General features: G+C 38.4%; 23 protein-coding genes and 1 pseudogene. 15 read left to right on the top strand and 9 right to left on the bottom strand.

The features are described 5' to 3' along the window. Positions 1-153 precede the first annotated feature (153 nt). Complete coding sequence (locus tag MSKOL_RS02175; protein WP_048153429.1) at positions 154-789, top strand: iron-sulfur cluster assembly scaffold protein; 636 nt, start codon at positions 154-156, stop codon at positions 787-789. 231 nt (positions 790-1020) lie between these two features. Here the strand turns inward: MSKOL_RS02175 and MSKOL_RS02170 are convergent, their stop codons facing one another. Then, positions 1021-1914, bottom strand: coding sequence for a winged helix-turn-helix domain-containing protein (locus MSKOL_RS02170; protein ID WP_048117511.1), 894 nt, complete (start codon positions 1912-1914; stop codon positions 1021-1023). 401 nt (positions 1915-2315) lie between these two features. On the opposite strand from MSKOL_RS02170, the gene MSKOL_RS02165 reads away from it, so the two are divergent. Continuing rightward, positions 2316-3068, top strand: coding sequence for a cupredoxin domain-containing protein (locus MSKOL_RS02165; RefSeq protein ID WP_231592377.1), 753 nt, complete (start codon positions 2316-2318; stop codon positions 3066-3068). Between the two features lie 260 nt (positions 3069-3328). On the opposite strand, the gene MSKOL_RS21515 is transcribed toward MSKOL_RS02165, so the two are convergent. After that, positions 3329-3391: a 4Fe-4S binding protein gene (locus MSKOL_RS21515; protein WP_082091207.1), complete on the bottom strand. Its 63-nt coding sequence runs from the start codon at positions 3389-3391 to the stop codon at positions 3329-3331. Positions 3392-4564: 1173 nt separating this feature from the next. Here MSKOL_RS21515 and MSKOL_RS02155 point away from each other — a divergent pair. The 3 genes from MSKOL_RS02155 to MSKOL_RS02145 are packed head-to-tail and all read left to right on the top strand — an operon-like array spanning position 4565 to position 7324. After that, positions 4565-5527: a YbhN family protein gene (locus MSKOL_RS02155; protein ID WP_048153427.1), complete on the top strand. Its 963-nt coding sequence runs from the start codon at positions 4565-4567 to the stop codon at positions 5525-5527. Beyond that, positions 5503-6633, top strand: a complete 1131-nt coding sequence (locus MSKOL_RS02150) for a glycosyltransferase family 4 protein (RefSeq protein ID WP_048153426.1) — start codon at positions 5503-5505, stop codon at positions 6631-6633. Before MSKOL_RS02155 ends, MSKOL_RS02150 begins: the two co-directional genes overlap by 25 nt. Continuing rightward, positions 6608-7324, top strand: coding sequence for a polysaccharide deacetylase family protein (locus MSKOL_RS02145; RefSeq protein WP_048117501.1), 717 nt, complete (start codon positions 6608-6610; stop codon positions 7322-7324). Before MSKOL_RS02150 ends, MSKOL_RS02145 begins: the two co-directional genes overlap by 26 nt. A 74-nt stretch (positions 7325-7398) precedes the next feature. Here MSKOL_RS02145 and MSKOL_RS02140 read toward each other — a convergent pair whose 3' ends face one another. Then, positions 7399-7698, bottom strand: coding sequence for a helix-turn-helix transcriptional regulator (locus MSKOL_RS02140; protein ID WP_229393808.1), 300 nt, complete (start codon positions 7696-7698; stop codon positions 7399-7401). Positions 7699-8073: 375 nt separating this feature from the next. On the opposite strand from MSKOL_RS02140, the gene MSKOL_RS02135 reads away from it, so the two are divergent. The 3 genes from MSKOL_RS02135 to MSKOL_RS02125 all read left to right on the top strand — a co-directional run bounded on the left by MSKOL_RS02135 (position 8074) and on the right by MSKOL_RS02125 (position 10100). Beyond that, positions 8074-8379 (top strand): hypothetical protein, encoded by a 306-nt coding sequence (locus MSKOL_RS02135; protein WP_048153422.1) that lies wholly within the window; start codon positions 8074-8076, stop codon positions 8377-8379. A 233-nt stretch (positions 8380-8612) separates the two neighbouring features. After that, complete coding sequence (locus MSKOL_RS02130) at positions 8613-9026, top strand: helix-turn-helix transcriptional regulator (RefSeq protein ID WP_048117492.1); 414 nt, start codon at positions 8613-8615, stop codon at positions 9024-9026. Positions 9027-9200: 174 nt separating this feature from the next. Further along, on the top strand, positions 9201-10100 hold the full coding sequence (locus MSKOL_RS02125; RefSeq protein WP_048153416.1) for a permease: 900 nt from the start codon (positions 9201-9203) through the stop codon (positions 10098-10100). A 703-nt stretch (positions 10101-10803) separates the two neighbouring features. On the opposite strand, the gene MSKOL_RS02120 is transcribed toward MSKOL_RS02125, so the two are convergent. From MSKOL_RS02120 to MSKOL_RS02100, 5 genes are all read right to left on the bottom strand, one after another. Then, entirely contained in the window at positions 10804-11118 is a 315-nt protein-coding gene (locus MSKOL_RS02120; protein WP_231592375.1) for a hypothetical protein, read from the bottom strand. 147 nt (positions 11119-11265) lie between these two features. Then, positions 11266-11565, bottom strand: a complete 300-nt coding sequence (gene tusB / locus MSKOL_RS02115; RefSeq protein WP_048117485.1) for a sulfurtransferase complex subunit TusB — start codon at positions 11563-11565, stop codon at positions 11266-11268. 33 nt (positions 11566-11598) lie between these two features. After that, positions 11599-11943, bottom strand: a complete 345-nt coding sequence (locus MSKOL_RS02110) for a DsrE family protein (protein WP_048117477.1) — start codon at positions 11941-11943, stop codon at positions 11599-11601. 24 nt (positions 11944-11967) lie between these two features. Then, complete coding sequence (locus tag MSKOL_RS02105) at positions 11968-12348, bottom strand: DsrE/DsrF/TusD sulfur relay family protein (protein WP_052725308.1); 381 nt, start codon at positions 12346-12348, stop codon at positions 11968-11970. Positions 12349-12386: 38 nt separating this feature from the next. Beyond that, positions 12387-13184 (bottom strand): (Fe-S)-binding protein, encoded by a 798-nt coding sequence (locus MSKOL_RS02100; RefSeq protein ID WP_048117472.1) that lies wholly within the window; start codon positions 13182-13184, stop codon positions 12387-12389. A 256-nt stretch (positions 13185-13440) separates the two neighbouring features. Between MSKOL_RS02100 and MSKOL_RS02095 the strand changes: the two genes are divergently transcribed. Then, positions 13441-14226, top strand: a complete 786-nt coding sequence (locus MSKOL_RS02095) for an epoxyqueuosine reductase (RefSeq protein WP_048153411.1) — start codon at positions 13441-13443, stop codon at positions 14224-14226. A 217-nt stretch (positions 14227-14443) separates the two neighbouring features. Here MSKOL_RS02095 and MSKOL_RS02090 read toward each other — a convergent pair whose 3' ends face one another. Then, positions 14444-15241, bottom strand: coding sequence for a (Fe-S)-binding protein (locus MSKOL_RS02090; RefSeq protein ID WP_048153404.1), 798 nt, complete (start codon positions 15239-15241; stop codon positions 14444-14446). A 354-nt stretch (positions 15242-15595) separates the two neighbouring features. On the opposite strand from MSKOL_RS02090, the gene MSKOL_RS19705 reads away from it, so the two are divergent. The 6 genes and pseudogenes from MSKOL_RS19705 to MSKOL_RS02065 all read left to right on the top strand — a co-directional run bounded on the left by MSKOL_RS19705 (position 15596) and on the right by MSKOL_RS02065 (position 20137). Further along, a complete protein-coding gene (locus MSKOL_RS19705) occupies positions 15596-15763 on the top strand; it encodes a hypothetical protein (protein ID WP_156150933.1) in 168 nt (55 codons plus the stop codon). Positions 15764-16006: 243 nt separating this feature from the next. Next, entirely contained in the window at positions 16007-16366 is a 360-nt protein-coding gene (locus MSKOL_RS02085; RefSeq protein ID WP_048153403.1) for a carboxymuconolactone decarboxylase family protein, read from the top strand. 480 nt (positions 16367-16846) lie between these two features. Continuing rightward, entirely contained in the window at positions 16847-17593 is a 747-nt protein-coding gene (locus MSKOL_RS02080) for an arsenite methyltransferase (protein ID WP_048153401.1), read from the top strand. 81 nt (positions 17594-17674) lie between these two features. Continuing rightward, positions 17675-18229, top strand: a pseudogene (locus MSKOL_RS02075) (tetrahydromethanopterin S-methyltransferase subunit A); the annotation flags it as partial. A 252-nt stretch (positions 18230-18481) separates the two neighbouring features. Beyond that, positions 18482-18754, top strand: coding sequence for a hypothetical protein (locus MSKOL_RS02070; protein ID WP_048153397.1), 273 nt, complete (start codon positions 18482-18484; stop codon positions 18752-18754). Positions 18755-19111: 357 nt separating this feature from the next. After that, a complete protein-coding gene (locus MSKOL_RS02065) occupies positions 19112-20137 on the top strand; it encodes a transposase (protein WP_052725307.1) in 1026 nt (341 codons plus the stop codon). Positions 20138-20140 lie beyond the last annotated feature (3 nt).

Below are 20140 nucleotides of genomic sequence, written 5' to 3'. Positions count from 1 at the left end.
GTCAGAGAATACAGTCAGAAAACACAACCAGAAAACACAACCAGAAAACACAACCAGAAAACACAGCCAGAAAACACAGCCAGAAAACATAGTCAGAAAACATAGTCAGAAAACATAGTCAGAAAATATAGTCAGAAAATATAAGGTGAGATAATGAAGTTTCCTTACAGCCAAAAAGTACTGGAGCATTTCAAGAACCCGCACAACGTGGGAAAGATCGAGAACCCTGATGGGAAAGGTCTTGAAGGAAGCCCGGCTTGCGGAGACATGGTAGCGGTTTACATTAAGGTCAATCCTGATACCAAGATTATTGAAGATATAAAATTCGAATCTTATGGCTGCGCCTCAAACATTGCTACAGGCTCGGTTATTACAGATATCGCAAGAGGAAAGACCCTTGATGAGGCAAAGAAAATAACATGGAAACAGGCTTCGGAAGAACTTGGAGGGCTCCCTCCGATCAAAGCCCACTGCTCAGTACTTGCAGTTGAGGGCCTGCGGGCCGCAATCAAAGACTATGAAGAAAAACACGGGCTTATAACCGAGAAAGAGCCTACCACCGAAGAGATTGTCAGGAGCAGGCTAAAGCACGTTATGAACCCCCTGACCGGCCTTGACATAATTCGTACAAACCTTATCCTGAAAACGAGCGTGGAAGATGGAGTGGTGAGAGTGGTTGTAGACCTGCCTGCAAACCATCAGTTTGCTCCAGCAATAAAAGAGGATGTTATGGAAAAACTGGGGTCTTTATGGGATGTCGAAAGAGTTGATGTAGTGTTTACGGCCTGACTCTCAGGTGGGATCCATTCAATATGAAGGGAGGAGAGTATTTTCTCCTCTCAAATGATTTTAGTTCAAATAAGTCCATGGAATAGGTTTCTTATTTTCTGATTCCAATGCTTGCTTTGTATTCTCAGAATTCGTCCAGGATAGTCAATTCTGTGTTGAGATACGAAAGAAGATGACAATGAAAGTGCAAAAACCAAACGGCCCATGAATAAATTGAAAAATAGATAAATTTCATAAGGTAGACAAAGATGAAGGTACGGGCTTTGACCTTTCCTTATAATACATGAAAAGTTCCTCTCCCCATTTTAAAGCCTGAGGCTCAAAGGCAATTAGAAATCGTGTAGTCACTCTCCCTTTTTTGTCAAGTAGAGAGAGGAAAAAGATCTTATCAGTTACAATCAATGATATGGGTTTTAAGTCACCTTCGTATACAAGAAAATCAGAAACTTTGCTGCGAAAGACATTTTTTATTTCTTTTTTGTATTCGATCAGAGCTTTGTTAATGATGGGATTGCTTGTTTTTAAAAGTGGAATATCGGAATGATATTCAGTCTGGAAAGCCTCTAGAACTTTTCCTGTAACAATTGTTGTAGCTTCGATGTCCTTTTGAAGATACTCAAAAAGAAGTAAAAGAGAAAAAGGATGAACTATCGAAATAAAAGACATTATACTCCTGGAACTCATTAAATTTGTCATAATCTCTTCTGGAAGCCGGAAAACGTTTGAGAAATCCTGTTCTATAATTTTAACGTGACCAAGCTCTCCTATTTTATTAAGAATATGGGGAGGAATAGGGCTTACATCATGGTCAGACCAGAAGTCCAGATTTTCTTCATAGACTGAAAGCGTATTCAGGAAAAACTCTGCATTTGAAGCAATCACCACACCCATATCTGAGAGGGAGTATATTCCATGATCTTCGAGAACAAGGCCCCAATCAGTTAATTTTTTAATTTGGGGGGTGATTGATTTCCATGGAAAATCAAGCACATCTTTGATATCCTCACTACTTTTTGAACCTTCTTCTTTAAGGAGCAAAAGAAGATTCTTTCTCTTTTCAGAAAGGAAAATAGTATCCAGAAGCGAAGATTTGGTTTCTACTCTGGTATGTGCTTTTGATTTCATCTTACTTAATTAATACATGAAGGGACTATATAAATTCAATGAAAAAAATTCTTATTTTCAAGAAGAAGGAACAGAAATCTAACTTTTTTCACTTATAATCTTTAAGATAAAAAAGATAATCAAAGTGTTAAGGTGGCAACATTTACAGTTCATTTTGAATAACCAGTTAGAATAGCCAGTTTAGAATAGCCAGTTTAGAATAGCCAGTTTAGAATAGCCAGTTAGAATAACCAAGACTTTTTGCTTATTCCAAAGTGGTTTGTCTGGCAAAAGCTTCTGGATTATTCCCACCACAAGAATAAAAATCATACCGTTTTGGCTATATGAAATGCATATCAAAGTTTAGAGTGGCAATTCCAAAAAGGAGTTAGATACAAAGCTGGAAAACTGGAGGTTTTAAGATGGAAAACCGTAATAAATCTATAATCTTTGCCCTGCTAATAGTAGCGCTTCTTATTACGTCGACAGGTTTTGCAGCGGCAAAAGAGTCAACAATAGTTGTAAAAAGTGCTGATACCACTGCTAACAGGGTAGCCATTTTCAGTGCCTTTTCACCCGAGAAAATTGAGATCCACTCCGGTGAAAGTGTTACCTGGATTAACTTCAAGAAACCAAAAGCCCCAGTAGTGCTTGCAAGCGCTGACGAGCTTTGGAAAGAGACAACATTGGGCTATGGAAAAGCCTTTTCCTTTACTTTTGAAAACCCCGGAACCTATTCTTTTACTCTTAAAGATAATCCTGACATAAAAGGAACAGTAACCGTACTTGCTGGTGAATCACAAAACGAAAATTCAGAAAAATCTGTGGGAACAACAGTCACCGCAGAAAAAGCACAGGTTCAGTCAAAACCAGAGTCCTCTGTGAAAGTTATAGAGACCACGAATAAAGAAAACGTCACTCGTGAAGAAAAGATAGCAATATATTCAACGACGCTTACTCCAAGTCTCCTGGAAATTGAAAAAGGAAGCACGGTTTCGTGGGTAAACTACAAAAAGCCAAAAGGATCCTCAGTGCTTGTAAGTGAGGATGGTTTGTGGGAAAAACAAACTATTAACTACGGAAAAGCTTTTTCATATACGTTTGAAAATTCAGGGACTTACACATTCAGCCTGGAAGGAGTTCCAGAAGCAAAAACTACTGTAGTAGTAAGGTAAAAACGATATATTTTAACAAAAAAAGTTGGAAAAATTCAAAATAAAAAATCCACATCAGGAAAACCAATTAAACACCGAAAAATTTGTCACCTACGCAAATATAAAGAGATTTAAAAAAGATGTACGGTAGTAGGGTTTATTAATTTAGTTCATGAGTGAAATCAGCCGGTATAAGCAAGAATTAAGTAAACAAGGGGATAGTTAGAGAGATAAGTAACAATTATTTCTCAAAAATATCTACAATATTTTTAACATATCCCTTATAGGGTTTGCTGAGGGCATTTATTTTCACATTGCCCGCACTCCGTACATTTTGAAGCCATGCCTCTAAGGCCACTTTATAAAAGCTTCTCTTCTTCTACTTACTCAAATATCTCAGCATTGTTGCGGGGCTTAAAATTTTTAGTAATCTCTGCTCAGTAATCTCTGCTCAGTAATCTCTGCTCAGTAATCTCTGCTCAGTAATCTCTGCTCAGTAATCTCTGCTCAGTAATCTCTGCTCGGTAATCTCTGCTCGGTAATCTTTGCTCATTAATCTCTGCTCAGTAATCTTTGCTCATAATCTCTGTTTCGCGCTAGGCAGTATCGATAAAACTGACGCCCTGATCTATAGTATAACGAGTCATATATACAGCTTTTTCTTCATCAATTTTTGAGTCGTCACCCAAGAGTAGGAAGCAATATGGGGCCGAATCCAAATACTGAGACACTGTTTGCCTTTATGACCAGGTTTTCGATATAGCATATATATTTATCCTTTATTTTAAAAGGAAAATCCACCCCGAAAGAAATTCTTACTGCTTTTTCATCAGAGTAGGAGACGATACTTTGTGAGACTACGAACAATATAAATCAGCAAAAGAAATTTGATAAAAGAATAAATTCAGAAAAAAATAGTAATAGAAAACTATATTAGAAATGTTAGGTTTCAATTTGAAACTAAAAATATAGAGTTGAATCTGGAAAAAACGATGATGACAGGTATTATATAAAAAGAATCTAAAAATAAGAATGGGACCGGGTAGGAGATAAGAAATACTTTTTAATGAGTTATAGCTTCGGGCATGTAGAGATTTGGTCTTTGATACGTAAAAAATGTTGTATCCTGAAATGATTTAGCGGACTCAAACCCGTTTGGAAGTCTAATTCATAATACAACAGCAGGCGACACAAAAGGTTAAACGTTGAATAAATTCCAATTCCATTCTGGTATTGTGGAATGATTACGTAATATGAAACAAATTCAAAGTTGGAGTAAAATAATGGTCACCTGTACACGATATACAAATATAATAAAAGATATTTAAAAAGCAAAATAATTTTGGGATAAAACATACGTAAAAAAGAATATTTTAAATATGTCTTTTTCAATCTGGAAAAGTACAAAATCCAGAGTTTGATCAATCTCAATGGATGGAAAATCCAGATCGGAACAGATTTGAATTATAAAAAATATACACAGAAATTCCACTCTGAATCCCTATGAAGGTGTATTTTTGAATCAGGGAATATTGAAGAAAGCCATTGTGATCCTCTTACTGCTTACAGTTGGAGTATTTCTGGTCCATGCCTACTGGACGGAGATTGTATCTGTTCTTGGAGAGAGCTTGAAAATGCTCACCAAAACACGGATTCGATATGCCATTCTGGCGTTCTTAGTTTACCTGTTGAGTGTGTACTTATTTGCAGTCCGCTGGCAACAGGTACTTTCCAGCATTGGCCACGACCTTAAAGCCACAGACCTTCTTCCCATTCTTTTCGGAGCAATTTTTGTGAATAATCTAACTCCGGCGAACAGGACAGGAGGCGAACCCCTGCGGATGTTATGGGTTAACAAACGTTTCGGGATAAGTTATACCGACGCTTTCATAACGATCCTCTTTGAAAGGCTCGTTGAAGTGATTCCAATTATCCTGCTCTTATTCTATGTGCTATATTTCGTTCCTTCTCTAGAGATTAAATTCCTGCCTCAGAAAAATATCCTGACCTTAAATTCAACGTATCTATTGCTCTTTGCCTCCCTTGCAACCGGAATACTCATATGGATTTTCCGGGAAAGATTTACTGTCCTTCTTAAAGATATAAAACAAAACTGGAAAAAACTTCATAAATCTTTTATTCCTGCTCTCCTATTATCTTCCGGGGTCTGGATTCTTGACATAGTGCGACTTCAACTGATCGCCCTGGCTCTAAATCTTAATCTTTCTCTGTACATTATCGCATCAGTTTCAATCTTGTATCTCCTGCTCGGACTCCTGCCAATAACTCCAGGAGGTCTTGGAATAGTTGAAGGAGGACTGGTCTCCCTGCTTCTATATTTTGGGTTATCGCTTGCTTCTTCAGGAAGTTTTGTTTTTCTTGAACGTTTTATCTCTTTCGGACTGAGCAGCCTGATAGGATTCCTATACCTGTTTTATTACGGAGGATCTGAGATATGGAAAAATATAAAATTGCAATGATCAGTGATTGGTATTTTCCAAAGGTAGGAGGAATCGAGTATTCAATGCACACCCTTGCTAAAACCCTGAGCAGGCATGGATATGAGGTAAGCGTTATTACAAGGAGCTACCCAGGTGTTCCCGAGTACAGTAAAAGGGATGGAGTATCAGTAATAAGGGTCAAAGGTAAACCTTTACCCGGACAGAGTCGATTTCTCATGCCCGGTGCATATAAAGAACTATTCAGCCTTTTGAAAAACGGGAATTATCAGATTGTCAATTGCCATGGGCTGGATTCTCCCATAGGTATGATTGCTCTTATTGTTTCCAGAAAACTCGGCATTCCCGTAGTAGTCACCAATCACTCCCTGGTAGGAGATACGCCATATAGTTCGCTTTTATATCTTGCAGGAAAATTGCTTTTAAAGAATGCCGACGCTGTAATTGCAGTTAGTTCGGCAGTTGAAAAAGACTCAAAGCTGATGACAAAAAAACCAATTTACCGGATTTTCAATGGGGTAGATTCTGAGGATAGAATCATCACAGTCCCTTTTCCTGTAAATACTGAAGGAAAACTCATAATTGCCACCGTTGCACGCATGACAAAGAAAAAGGGTGTTCAAAACATTGTAGATCTAGCTCCTTCACTTCTGGAAAAGCATGAAAATTTGCTGTTTGTAATGATAGGAGACGGCCCGCTAAGGGAAAAGCTTGAAAACACAGTGGAGGAGGCAGGTTTATCCGGAAATTTCTACTTTACAGGGGAAGTGTCCAGAGAAAAAGTGCTGGGATATCTGGAACAGGCAGATATCTTTGCCCTTCCTTCGAGTAATGAGGCTTTTGGAATTTCGATTCTGGAGGCAATGTCAAAAGAAGTTCCTGTCGTAGCAATGAATAATAGTGGGGTTTCGGATATTGTCAGGAACGGGGTAAATGGTTATCTTGCAGACAGCCTTACCGAATTTTCATACTATCTCGAGGACCTTATAGAAAAACCGGCCCTGAGAACTTCCTTTGCCAGGGAGGCTTTAAGAGGTCTTTCAAATTATGACTGGAACCGGATCTGTAAACAGACAAGCAAGGTATATACAAGTGTCATTTATGAAAAATATCACAATAACCGTTGATGTGGAAGAAGACTGTCCCCCTATGCTTACAAGTACGAGAGGCATGGAAGAAGGACTGCCTGAGTTACTGAACCTTTTCAAAAAAGAAAGGATAAAAGCAACCTTTTTTGTTACCGGGATGATGGCTGAGCAATATCCTGACGTTATATCCAGAATTCCGAAAGAAGGACATGAACTTGGATGCCATGGATATACCCATACGCGTTTTGACCGGATGGATAAAGAAGAAGCCAGAACTGCTCTTAAACAGGCTGGAAAAGTTCTGAGGCAGTTTGAAAGGAAACTGGTTTCTTTCAGGGCCCCAAACCTGCAGTTCCCGAAAAATTATCTTGGACTTCTGGAAGATGAGGGTTTCAGATATGATTCATCCATTGCAGCGTATAAGCCTCCGTTTCCCCGGAGCAGAGTTGAAGGCAAAATAATAAGAATTCCTGCGACGATTACTTCTTCATTTATAAGGCTGCCTCCGGGAGTTTTTATCCCGCTACTCAAGCGCTGGGAATCTCCTGTTATTTTTGTCCACCCCTGGGAATTTGTGGATATGTCAAACACATCTATACGCCTGGACTGCAAGTTCAATACTGGAGAAAACGCCCTTAACAACCTTAAAACCCTGATCTGTGCTCTAAAAGATCAACACTACGGTTTTTTAACCTTTCAAGAAAGAGCGAATCTTGAAAAAGATAAGTAACTGCCTTAAAGAGTAAATATTATGGTTATTCATACTTGATAGGTTTGTAGTTTTAACTGAGGTAATGGCACAAATTATTCTTCAAGGACTTCTAAAATTTTCCTAATTTTTTCGTTTTGTATAGAATATAGCCTCTTTTTCCCTTCTTTTCTTACTTTTATTATCCCCCAATCCTGTAATTTTGCAAGGTGCATTGAGGTATTGGACTGCGTTTTGCCAATGATTTCTGGAATTTCACAGGCGCATATTTCTCCGTTATTACCGTACTTATGTTCTCCGCAGTTACACTCAGATTCGATTAGAGCCTTGATAATTCTATACCTTGTGTCTTCACTGAGGGCTTTGAAAAGTTGTAGATTTTCTTCATTAATCATATCAATATTCATTGAATCCGTGAAACTATATATATTTATCTAAGGCTAGAAGTTGAACCTACTGTTTCTGATCTGAAGAAAGGAAGACACTTGAATTGAATGATCTGATAGCCTTTCTAAAAATTTCAGTTACACTTTTGAATCCTTGACATTTCTTTTCTTGCTCTTTTTGATTCCTAATTTGGAAATTACAATCTGGCGATCAACCTTGAAACCTGCCAGTTACATCTTTCGGGTACACGTTTTGTCGGGCGCTTTCGATGGTTATTTTGAGGCACGGTATATTATGGTCGCCACCCTTATATATCATATCGACAAATCTAGATATCAATATTCTTTGATATATATGCGGATTATAAAAGGAGACATTTTTAGATGAGTAAACTCGGAAAAAATTTACTTGGGAAACTCACAGGAAATAACAAAAGTTGCTGCTGTTGCGGGCCTTCTATTGTAAGTGTCAGAAAGATAAAAGTTGGCAATAAAGAAATGGAAATTGCCGGATTGGATGAAGAATTCGAAAAACAGAATGATATAGGCAAGACTCCAGAGAATATAGACTGCGAAGAACTTACTCGAAAACTTGCAAAGATAAATGAAATTTCTGAAGAAGAACTGGAGAAATTCAAAGTCGCAGTGTTGAAAGAATATGAAACATACTGGCAGAAGAAAAAAATATAATCATATTTATACATATGAATATGAAACATTGCCAATCATGAGGAGAATTTTGTGATGAGGCCCTGGAAATGAATTTTAAGTGCTCGATTTGCGGAAAAGAAGAAGATTCGTTACTCCGAGCCAATCACGTGGACTTAGGAACTATAAAACTATGTGTGAAATGCTGGTCAAAAGAACAGAGTAAAAACAAGCTGCTCCCTTTAGAAGGTGGAGGTAGCTGCTGCAGGTAATTCATGGGAACCGAAAAGAAATCAGATACGAATAAAAGAAAGAGTGAAGTGGAAATCGAAAGGTTGAAGCGTTTTATTTTTGATCGGGATCAGTTAGAAGTAAGAACTCAAAAGCTCAGTTCTCTGGTAAATATGCTGGACGAAGAAGTACTAAATTCGGAAACAAGGGTTTTTAAGGCTCTTGCCGATACGAATCGTCTGAAAATATTAAAACTATTGAAGGAAGGAGAACTCTGTGCCTGCGAACTAACGATTGCCCTTTCCAATTCTCAATCGACTGTTTCTCATCATCTTTCAGTATTGAAAAATGCGGGCCTTATCAAAGAACGGAAAGAAGGTAAATGGTCTTACTTTCGTCTCTCGGATGGAGCGGTTATTGAAATACTTAACCAGGCAAAGCTGCTTCATGACAAGTGAGCTTCCAGTAAAGTTCTCTTTTTGAAAGTAGGATATAGGGACAAATTTGGACCCTTCAAAAACGGTTTAAGCTTCGAAAATGTTGGGTTCTGGAGAGAATACTGTGTATTCAAATTTCCAATAGCTGTAGCTTTCGACGGTTGAATAAAAAGTAAATTTTGAAGGAAGATCGAAATGTTCTGGAATAATTTAACTGTGGCGGTTAATTACTTCGTTGAAATAGCAGTCGAACTTGCTGTTTTATTTATAGGAATAACCTTTCTCGTGGGGCTGATTCAGGAGTATGTGCCAGACGAGACCATAAAAAAGGCACTTGGTGGGAGGAACAAGATAATAGGAAGCATCCTTGGGGCAGGATTTGGTGCTCTAACTCCTTTCTGCTCCTGTTCAACCATACCACTTCTACTTGGAATGCTCAAGGCTGGTGCCCCTTTTGCTGCAGCAATGGCATTCCTGTTCTCATCGCCTTTGCTAAACCCGGTGATAATATCTCTATTTGTCATTTTACTGGGCTGGAAGGTGGCTGCTCTTTACTTTGTTGTAGTCTTCATAGCTGCAGTTGTCATCGGCCTTTTGCTTGATGGACTGGGCTTCTCAAGATATGTTAAGCCAGCCGCTGTTGTACGAAACAGCTGTGACTGTCAGCAATCAACGGACGCAAAATCCAGGATACAGAGATCTGCAGGATTCGCGTTCAGCCTATTCCGTCAGCTCATGCCCTATCTCCTCTTAGGAGCAGGCATTGGTGCATTCATTCACGGATTCGTACCAACGGACATTGTCTCCCGCCTCGCAGGGCCGAGCAATCCTCTGGCAGTTCCTGTGGCTGTAATTGTTGGCATCCCTCTCTATATCCGGGCTGAGACTATGATCCCTATAGGACTGGCGCTAATTGGAAAAGGGATGAGCGTGGGAGCAGTACTTGCACTGATAATTGGCGGAGCAGGAGCTAGCATACCAGAACTGACCCTTCTTTCAGCCATATTCAAGAAAAGATTATTGTCAGCCTTCGTAGTGACCATCTTTATCATAGCTGTGACTGCAGGATATCTTGCCAATCTGCTGGCATTGTGAAAGCAATCAATGAAAGAACCAGAATGATGCCGTGCAGACAAATCAAAAACCTGGCATTTTTACCAAATGTCCTGGTGTCGAGTCAATTATAAAGGATTCAATAATTCCGAATAACTGCAATCGATTTAATACGACATTTTGTTGTTGACTCAACACTAGAGATTCAGTCTTTTATCTCATCTCTGACCTGCCGGAAGATTTTGAGCTTCCCTTCATCTGATCCCACAGCCGAAGCAGAACCCTCAAAGTTTTGTGGATTGCTTCTCTTGCTCTGGGAGATCTGGTCGGAAGCTGTAAATTAGTACTGCAAATAGGGCAGGCCACTTTAGAACATCGAAGTAGAATCCCCGCGTTTTCAAACGTGGGATGAATGCATAATCTGTCTCAACATCACGGTTTTAACTCTAATAATATATAAATATTCTTAAGTTTTATATATTTTATTAAGTTTTATATATTTTATTAAGTTTTATATATATCGGTAAGTTTTATATATTTTATTAAGTTTTATATATTTTATTAAGTTTTGTCTTGGAAGCTGGAAATGCTACAAGAGCCGCTTAACTTTGCTACTGGACTTAAACTATAAGGTTCTACAGAGTAGTTCCGTAAGTAAAAGTTTGAACGTTGATGGCGAGAACCGGAATAACAATTGCCCTGGGGCAGTATGGCATCGGTTGAAATTTCGTAGGTGCCCGTCAATTCATTGGCGGGAGCTGTCACCTGCATTCTTTGCCTCTTTTGTTATTTCTTTCATCATTTCTCCTACAAGGTTTGCTTTTTCACAGTGAGAAGCCTCTTTTGGTTTGCAGTTAAGGAGAATGCTCATCAGTCTGTCGGCCATCCGGTAGAACTTAAGATCTTCAAGCCGGATCAAAAGTGCGGACAAGTTTTCGCTGAACTCCCTACATTTGTCATGGTTACAGACAGCCTCCTCATGCAACTGGCATACCGATTGCAGATCTTTTATTATTTCTCTCGGGATATTCTCGACCATAGGACTCAACCCGGTTAGCATTTATTTTCAGTAATTTTAAGAAGCAATTGAAAGTATAAAAGTAAAATTCGGCAGAGCAAAATCTGGGAAAATAAAATATGAGAGAGTAAAATCTGGAACATTTAACTGTAAATCAAAAAGTATAATCTCATTTTTAAGGCCAGTATTTTAAAATGCATACTCATGCCTGCAGTGCTCCATTATATCCTCTATAAAATCCAGGTAAAAGTCATCCGGGACTGTCACTTTGTCTCCTGCCCTGACGGCTCTGGCTTCGAGGTCTTCTTTACATGCATAAATTTTAAACTCTGGCTGTTCCTCTATCCTGGTAAGCAGGTGATAGACTCCGTCTCCTGCAAGGTAGATTCTGACCTTCCCGGAACGTGCAGCCAGTTTGAGGCATAACTCCGATCTCGGGCTGAAAGGAGGCTTTGTCAGCAGAAACACATCCAATTGTTCTTTTTTCATATTATCATCCAAATCCTTAATCAGCAACCAGTATTAAAATGAGAGAACGCAGTCCGAGCTTTCCATTGCTTCAAAAAATTCTTCTTCGTCGGTCAGTTCCAGAGTTTCGATGAAGGTTTCCCCGAAAAGCCCTCTTTCTACAAGCGAAGGCTCGTGCACAAGCACTCTCAACTCCCCGTATGCATATAGAATATCTGCAAGGTTTGGTAATCCAAGTTTTCGGCTATCTTGACCTGCAACTGCAAGATAAACTCCATCACCATAAAGGCCAAGAGTCACATCCATCTCGCTAAGGCTTACTGCGGCTGCATTCAACGCTCCAAATGCTTTTTCACTGCCATATGGAGCTGTATCCAGCAGATAGAAAACTGATTTCATCGTTTAGACCTCGTTTCTGCTAACTTATCTTGACAATGAAATTACTCTATCACTCTTACCCAGCATTTCCGACAGTTCATAAAGGCTAGTAATTCTTATTCCAGGGAGATAATCTCTGCAGTTACTTCCCTGTATAATTTCTTCTTCTGGAATGTAGCCTCTTGCACCGGCACATCGCGCACAGGCTCGAATAACGACCCCTTTTTCCACAAGTCCGGAAAACAGTTGTCCTGCATTGGTAAAGAAGGACGGTTCCTGGCCTTTTTTTGGAATATGCACCGCATCCAGGTACAGAAACATGTTTACTTTATGATTTTCAAGTGCAGTCTCAGCGAGTTTGTAGGCAATGTCAGCGTACTCAGAGATGTAAGGACCATCAGTGAGAACTATTGTTAGTGTCTTCAAAGCTTCCTCCAACTAATTGATACGTTAATGATTGTGACTTAAATATACGCAGCCAGAAACTGTAGCCGTTCGAGATTGGGTTCATAACCTGGCTCTTTAAGTTGCGTACACTGATCTAAACTTACCTGTCCTGCCATTAGCCTTATGGCAAAGCTGTAGCAGCCCTGTTCACCGCAGTCTCGACAGTTTGTCTGGGGCAGGTGTTTATATATGTCCATAAGTTCTACCCTGACTTTTTCTCTGGGAGGCGGAACTATTCCTTTTTTGATAGTTTCATTAATAGTGTTTTTTAGATTTTCGAGCTCTTCTTTAGCTTCATTCTCATTTTTAACCATTCTCATGACTACTTTGCCGCTACCATAAATAGTTGTAATGATTTCTCCTTTTTGAATTATGAGACTATCTTTTTTATCTGAATAATTCCCTCTGGGAAAGATTGGTTCAAGAATTTTTAAGACCCCACCCAGCGGAGGAGCCATATTTGCAATTACTCTGAACTTTGTGGAATCCGCTATACAGGGCAAAAGCTGTCGAACTTCCGCAATCTCCACAGGCTTTGCCTGAGAAAGGTCTTTAAGTTCTTCAGTGTTGCTTTTTTTGTCACTTTTCAAGAAATTTTTGCCATGTTCACTGATTTTCGCAGTTCTTTCTGTTAACTCAATAAGGTCCGCATCTTGTAAAATCTTCAGATGGAAATCAATCGTTTTATTCCCGACTAGAGCTTCAATTTCCTCAACATTTCTATTGCCGTTTGCAAGGAAGTTTATTATTTTCCTTCGGGTCTTATTGCCCATAGCAAAATTCACCAACTTTGTTTCACTCGAACCTCCTGACATTTTACACCTCTCAGGTACTATTGGAGTTTAATTCCGTTTAGATCAATTAAACAGTATCAGCAAAGATGTCTAAAAGCAAAACCTAACTTTTTCAAGCTATTCCTACAATTAGTTATGACGTTATATCAATAAAAACACAAAAGCCAAATATCAAAAAAGATTGATACGTAAACATTTAAACGGTTATAATTAAAGAAGATCTGCCCGACTATTAAGTTGAGGCAAAAGTCTCTCATATATTTTAGGAGATCCTAATATGGAACTAAAAAACAAGATTGAGACCATAATAAAGAACACTGTAGCAAATTCAGATACTAAAACAAGATATCGTGAACCCATCATAGGTTTTGCTTCTACTACCGATCCTATTTTTATGGAAATTAAACAAATCGTAGGTTTTCATCACTTAAATCCAAAAGAAATCTTTCCTGAAGCAAAGACCGTTGTCTCTTTCTTCTTGCCATTTGACAAAGAGCTTGTGAAACAGAACTTGAAATCAGGCGTGGTAAAGGAATCTATTCAGGCTAGTGTAGATACTTCTCACCTTATCGGAGAAATCAATGAAAGAATTAAAACTGAACTGGCAAAAGAGGGTATCACAGCAATTGTACCTAAAATTATTTTCGATTATAAGAATAATGGTTTTAATGTTTCATGGTCTCACAAGAGCGCCGCTTATGCTGCCGGAATTGGAACTTTCGGAGTAAACCAAATGTTGATTACAAAAGCCGGATGCGCAGGTCGAATTGGATCTCTTCTGATTTCTGCCGAAATCCCCCCTACTCCACGTCCAAAAGAAGAGTTCTGCAGGCACAAAAGAGGAGAAAAATGCCTTATATGTGTGGATAGATGTCAATCCGGCGCTCTTAGTTCAACTGGGTTTGATAAAGAGAAGTGCTTTATGCAGCTTCAAGAAGACATAAAAGCTTACCCTGAACTCAATCAACATGGCTGTGGAAAGTGCACCACTGGCCCCTGTACCCTGGATCCTGCTGAGTTAGAGGAGGATTCTGTAAAGTCTTTGACAACTAATGTCATATAACTACAAAGTCATTAGAATTACAAAGTCTGTATAGTTACAAAGTTGATAGCTACAAAATTGTTATAGTTGCCTACTCAAAGAAATTTTGTCCATTTAGTAGATAGAGACTTTGCAGAAACCTGGAAATTACTTTGCTAGTATTTCATTCAGCATGGAATGATACACCAGGGAACCGTACTTTTCGATAGGCTCTGAAATATTCTTTAAATTATTAGGCTCAAATGTACGCACTGAGAACCTGCAAATGTTCCTGGTTAGTTGCGTACTCCGGCTCCTTGAGCGATGTACACTTATCAAGGGAAGCTTCTCCGCTCATGAGTTTTATGGCAAAAGTATAACAGCTCTGTTCGCCGCATTTACCACAATTGGTCTGGGGCAGGTACTTGTAAAGCTCCATGGGTTCGACCCTAACCTTTTCCCGGGGAGCAGGAGCAACACCCTTTGCAATAGCCTCATTGATGGTACTTCTAAGACTTTCAAGCGCTTCCCTGGCCTCTGCCTCGTTTTTAATCATTGTCATGGTAACTTTTCCAGTACCGTAAACCGTTGTAAGCACTTCTCCTTTTTGCAATATCAGGGCGCTGATCTTTTCCGAGTATCTGCCTCTGGGAAAGAGAGGTTCAAGAACTTTGAGGGTTCCACCAAGCGGGGGAGTCATATTTGCAATTACCCTGAATTTTGAGGAGTCTGCTATACAGGGTAAAAGCTGCCGGATTTCTGCAATATCCACAGGCTTTGCCTGAGAGAGATCGGCATTTTTTTGAGTATCTTTTTCTTCCTTGCCCTTCAGAAAATTTCTGCCGTATTCACTTAATCTGACTGTTCCGTCTGTTAATTCAATCAGGCTTGCCTGTTGAAGAAGCTTGAGATGGAAGTCAAGCATTGTCTTTCCTGCAGCTTCTGCGACTTCTTCGGTACTTCTATCGCCATCTACAAGAAAGTTCATAATCTTCCTTCGGGTGGCATTAGACATAGCATTATTTACAAGTTTTATCTCATTCGGATTTCCAGGCATTTCCACACCCTTGTTATTATATAGAATATAATTTCTTAAGATGTAACCATTATTTTTCCAGAGAGCTACCACTATAAGACCACATTTTTACTCAAAAATGAAGTCAGTTCTTCGGATTAATATAGAATCTTCTAATCAATATGAAGCTTACTTCATAAGAACATGGGAGCTGAATATCAAAAAAGATTGATATGAGATTTCAGAGAGATTCCTTAAACCGACATTTTAACATTTATCAACTATACACCTATCAATTATTCTTGATACTCATCATGCATGTTTTTAAAACCTGAATCTCTAATGTCGATTATATCATTTTTACAGAATACAATTGATTAGTAAGGAGACAAGGAATTGAAAAAAGAAAAAGATACGTTGCCAAAAGAAAAAGATACGTTGCCAAAAGAAACTACAAATAATCCAGAAGATGATGAAGAAGACCTGCTGTACACACATAAGGCTGAAGACCGGGGCAACACTATGCACTGGAATAACGCTTTTTGCAGAAAACCTGGCCATTAAGGCTGAGACATGAACTGCCGGGAAAAAAAGAAGACGAAGACTGCTTAATTTTAAAATACAGCTGATTATAAAGGCAAATTGCCTGTAAAGGTAAATTGCCGGTAAAGGTAAATTGCCGGTAAATGTAAATTGCCTGTATCTTTACAGTTTGAAGTAATTTAATCAAAATATACCTTATTTGAAATTTTTAAATTATACTGCAGATTACAAATTTATATAATTTTTAAGTAGGAGAGGATTTTAATGTCATTTTTGGATGAAATGTTACCTGAAACTGCGGAAGCTTTTGGACAGATGAGAAGTTCCATATTCAAAGATGGTTATCTGGATCTTAAAACCAAGGAACTTATAGCCATTGCCTCCTCTATCCTTATGCGTTGTCAGTTTTGTGTTGATACACATTCACAAAGAGCGATTGCTGCAGGAGCTACAAAGGAGGAAATTGCCGAAACGATTTCAGTCGCTATGTTTGTTTCTGCAGGTACACAGATAGGGTGGACAAACATATACAGGGAAAATATATACGACAAAATCTTTGAAAAGGATAAGGGAGAAGAAGGGAAAGATAAGGGAGAAGACTGTTGTTGCTGCTGTAAGGACTAAAAACCCAGTCATTTTGTTTTTTTTCTTTCAGGTTTTTTTTCTTTCAGGTTTCTTTTCTTTCAGGTTTCTTTTCTTTCAGGTTTCTTATCTTTCAGGTTTCTTTTCATTCAGGTATCTGTTAGATTTTTTATTTGATTTTTTATTATGCAGTTGCGAGATAATGTTAAAACTGTTTATAAATTCGAGGTTCACTTTGTAAAAATAGCTTTTGGAATAGGCTCAATAAGTGTTTATTGAACGAAATAAACTTGAATTTGCCTGATAACAACTCAATTTTTTAGTCAGATCCATCCATTAATTCCGGTTCATACTTTCGTTATTTTGCTTCATTTGCGTGATCGAGTAAAATATTTATATCAGAGACTATACTTGAATATATCAATATATTTTGATAATTGAATCCTTTTTTATATACACAAAGAGAGACCTGGAACTATATTAAGGGCATAAATAACTCGAGTAAGAGAGAAGGCGATACCTGTGGATGCAAGTGAAAAAAAGCAAGTAATTAAAGAGAAATACGGGAAAATAGCAATGTTAGGCGGGTCCTGTTGTTCGAGTGGATGTTGTGGTGATTCGAGTGCGATAGATCTGTCAAAATCCATTGGCTATTCTGACAATGATATCAATGCTGTTCCAGACGCAAATCTGGGTCTTGGTTGTGGAAACCCAACCGCTTTTGCAGAATTAAAACCAAGTGATGTTGTACTAGATCTCGGTTCAGGTGCAGGATTTGACTGTTTCCTTGCTGCACAGAAGGTAGGGAAATCAGGAAAGGTTATTGGAGTTGATATGACTCAGGCTATGGTCGAAAAGGCACAGGCAAACGCCCAAAAATACGGTTATACCAATGTCGAATTTCGTCTTGGAGATATAGAAGCTCTTCCGGTTGAGAGCGGGTCAGTGGATGTTATTATCAGTAATTGCGTGATCAATCTTGCTCCAGATAAAGAAAAAGTTTTTAAAGAAGCCTTTAGAGTTTTGAAACCAGAAGGCACAATGTATATTTCTGACATGGTTCTTCTGGCCGAGCTTCCTGAAAACCTGAAGAATGACAAAAACCTGCTCACAGGCTGCCTTGCAGGTGCCTTGCTTAAGGAAGAGTATCTTGGGCTTTTAAAGAGAGCCGGATTTGTAGTTGAAGTTTTGAATGAAGACCTGGATATAAGCAAAAGACAATATAATGAGTTGCCTGCAGAGAGCTTAAAACTTAAAGCCTGGAAATAAAAAGATTTCTACTTTTTTTACTTTATAACTTGTAACTTTGGAGAAAACCATTTAACATGAAAATTTACTAAGAAAAGGAGCTTTTACATGGCATGGCCTATAACTTCTGGCGATTATGTAGTAGGAGACCCAAAATCTCCTGTGGCAGTAGTAACCCTTGCTTCTGACTATCGAGACTTGAGTTTAAAAAACTACGCCATCTGCGGGACCTGTTTTACGGAAAATTTTGGAATTGAGAAGATAATAGTTAATGTACTTTCAAATCCTCACATCAGTTGCCTGATCGTCTGCGGGAAGGAAAGTGAACATTTTGCCGGGCAGTCCCTGCTGTCACTTGCCGAAAATGGGGTTTCGACTTTTGGAGGGTCAAAAAAGATTGTCGGGTCTGAAGGAGTAATTCCTTACCTTAACGAAATTCCAGCGACTGCAATCTCTCGTTTTCTTAGGGAAATTGAAGTCATTGACCTCGTAGGGATAACCGACCCTTTGGTCATCCAGCAGGCAATAGATTCCTGTAGTAGAAAAGAAAGAAGCGAAGCTCCGGAGCTTATCATGCCCGAAATTGATGAAAATAGCTGGAAGAAATATGAATCTCAGGTAAAGAAGAATGTAATGTCCAAAATTAAAAAAGGATAAGATTCAAAGTTTTCAGCTTCTAATTAAAAAGATCTAAAAAATAATTTCATGAGCCTATCCCGAAACCAATTTCGTTTTGAGATCAATAATGGTTCCAAACAAGTTTCAGAATAAGGAAATTAATGTATCCTCTTCAAATTCAATGGAGAAAAGTAAATTTCATGGTATCCTCTTAAAATTTAAGTGATTTTCAACCGCATAAAAAATATAATAGTTGTTCCTTTTTCCCTTATCATATTTTGGAGTAGAAAAATGGAACTTGAAGCTTTAAAACAATTGCTTGCTTCACTGGACATCAATCCTGATGAAATTAAAGATGAAAAGTATGCCAAAGCTTTTCGTATTTTGTTTGCTATAATTGAAAAGCAGAATGAAGAGATTGAATTCCTTAAAGCAGAGAACCAGAAGCTTCGAGATGAAATCAACTTACTCAAAGGTGAAAAAGCCAAACCTAAGATTCGTGGCTCTAAAAAGAATGAAGACATTTCTTCTGAAAAAGAGAGAAGAAAAATAAAACTTCAATAGGATAAAGAGTCTAAATCTAAACTGGACAAAATAGAGGTTCATCAAACTGAAACATGTAACGTTGATAGATCCATTTTACCCAGTGATGCGTATCTTAAAGGTTATAGAGACGTAATAATTCAGGATGTATCAATAAAGCCTGTAAACACCAACTACAGGATAGAGATTTTTTATTTTCCTTCTGAGCACAAAACATATGCAGGAAAATTACCACATGGTATCAAGGGTGAATTTGGTCCCGGGATAAAATCCCTGATAATCATTCTTAATCATGTTGCTAATGTTTCAGAACCCAAAATACATGAATTTCTAGAAAATATTGGTGTTCATATATCTAAAGCCACTATTTCTCGAATCTTGACAAAAGATATTGATTTCTTTCATCAAGAGAAAGCCGAGATTTTTCTGGAAGGTCTTAAGGCTACGCCTTATCAGCAGATTGATGATACAGGTGCAAGAGTCAATGGTGTCAATTATTATACTCAGATTCTTTGTAATCCTCATTATACTGCTTATTTTACAGTTCCAAATAAGAACCGGGAAACCATTTTAGATGTGCTTTTATGTGGAAAAGAAAAAACGTACTGCTTTAATGCTGAAGCATTTGATCTGATGAAAACGTTTAATGTTTCTAAAAGCTGGCTGGAAAAACTCTCTTCTTTAAAAAACAAAATATTCAGTGACGAGGAAATGCATCGAAAGCTGAATTGTATTTTTTTGCATGGTAGAAAAACTACTAGGAAGAAGGTTCTTGAAGCCGGTGCAATTGCGGCATATCATCAGATGACAAACATACCTGTGGTTACCACACTTTTGAGTGATGATGCGCGTCAATTCAGGCAAATTGCATATCATCATGCTCTTTGCTGGATTCATGATGGTAGAAACTACAAGAAATTGAGGCCAATAGTTCCTTATCATAGAGAAAAGCTGGAAGCTTTTCTGGATAGTTATTGGGACTTTTATGGTGAACTTTGTGAGTTTCGAATAAACCCAGATTCAGAGGTAGCGGAGCAATTATCCATTAAGTTTGATCAGTTGTTTTCTACCAAAACCGGCTATGAACAGCTGGATGAAAGAATCGCTAAAACGAAGGAGAACAAGGAACAGTTGTTAAAGGTGCTGGTTCTGCCAGAGGTTCCGCTGCATAACAATGCAGCGGAATTAGCAGCAAGGGCAAAGGTCAGAAAAAGAGATGTGAGCCTTCAAACAATAACAGATGAAGGAACAAAGGCAAATGATACATTTATGACGATTGTTCAGACGGCAAAGAAACTGGGTGTAAGTGCATATCATTACATATGTGATAGAGTCGGCGGTACATTTGAGATGCCATCTCTGGCGCAACTAATCAGAGAAAAAAGTTCATTGAGTGGAAATTGAGAG

It is taken from the genome of Methanosarcina sp. Kolksee, from assembly GCF_000969945.1.
Classification (GTDB): Archaea; Halobacteriota; Methanosarcinia; order Methanosarcinales; family Methanosarcinaceae; genus Methanosarcina; species Methanosarcina vacuolata.
Note: the sequence above shows the minus strand (reverse complement) of the source record. Positions and strands in the feature narration are given on the sequence as shown.

What these genes read in the sequence shown, in the direction of transcription:
- MSKOL_RS02175 (WP_048153429.1), top strand. Translation starts at nt 154, where the DNA reads ATGAAGTTTCCTTACAGCCAAAAAGTACTGGAGCATTTCAAGAACCCG.
- MSKOL_RS02170 (WP_048117511.1), bottom strand. Translation starts at nt 1,914, where the DNA reads ATGAAATCAAAAGCACATACCAGAGTAGAAACCAAATCTTCGCTTCTG.
- MSKOL_RS02165 (WP_231592377.1), top strand. Translation starts at nt 2,316, where the DNA reads ATGGAAAACCGTAATAAATCTATAATCTTTGCCCTGCTAATAGTAGCG.
- MSKOL_RS02150 (WP_048153426.1), top strand. Translation starts at nt 5,503, where the DNA reads ATGGAAAAATATAAAATTGCAATGATCAGTGATTGGTATTTTCCAAAG.
- MSKOL_RS02145 (WP_048117501.1), top strand. Translation starts at nt 6,608, where the DNA reads ATGAAAAATATCACAATAACCGTTGATGTGGAAGAAGACTGTCCCCCT.
- MSKOL_RS02140 (WP_229393808.1), bottom strand. Translation starts at nt 7,698, where the DNA reads ATGATTAATGAAGAAAATCTACAACTTTTCAAAGCCCTCAGTGAAGAC.
- MSKOL_RS02135 (WP_048153422.1), top strand. Translation starts at nt 8,074, where the DNA reads ATGAGTAAACTCGGAAAAAATTTACTTGGGAAACTCACAGGAAATAAC.
- MSKOL_RS02130 (WP_048117492.1), top strand. Translation starts at nt 8,613, where the DNA reads ATGGGAACCGAAAAGAAATCAGATACGAATAAAAGAAAGAGTGAAGTG.
- MSKOL_RS02125 (WP_048153416.1), top strand. Translation starts at nt 9,201, where the DNA reads ATGTTCTGGAATAATTTAACTGTGGCGGTTAATTACTTCGTTGAAATA.
- MSKOL_RS02120 (WP_231592375.1), bottom strand. Translation starts at nt 11,118, where the DNA reads ATGCTAACCGGGTTGAGTCCTATGGTCGAGAATATCCCGAGAGAAATA.
- tusB (WP_048117485.1), bottom strand. Translation starts at nt 11,565, where the DNA reads ATGAAAAAAGAACAATTGGATGTGTTTCTGCTGACAAAGCCTCCTTTC.
- MSKOL_RS02110 (WP_048117477.1), bottom strand. Translation starts at nt 11,943, where the DNA reads ATGAAATCAGTTTTCTATCTGCTGGATACAGCTCCATATGGCAGTGAA.
- MSKOL_RS02100 (WP_048117472.1), bottom strand. Translation starts at nt 13,184, where the DNA reads ATGTCAGGAGGTTCGAGTGAAACAAAGTTGGTGAATTTTGCTATGGGC.
- MSKOL_RS02095 (WP_048153411.1), top strand. Translation starts at nt 13,441, where the DNA reads ATGGAACTAAAAAACAAGATTGAGACCATAATAAAGAACACTGTAGCA.
- MSKOL_RS02090 (WP_048153404.1), bottom strand. Translation starts at nt 15,241, where the DNA reads ATGCCTGGAAATCCGAATGAGATAAAACTTGTAAATAATGCTATGTCT.
- MSKOL_RS02085 (WP_048153403.1), top strand. Translation starts at nt 16,007, where the DNA reads ATGTCATTTTTGGATGAAATGTTACCTGAAACTGCGGAAGCTTTTGGA.
- MSKOL_RS02070 (WP_048153397.1), top strand. Translation starts at nt 18,482, where the DNA reads ATGGAACTTGAAGCTTTAAAACAATTGCTTGCTTCACTGGACATCAAT.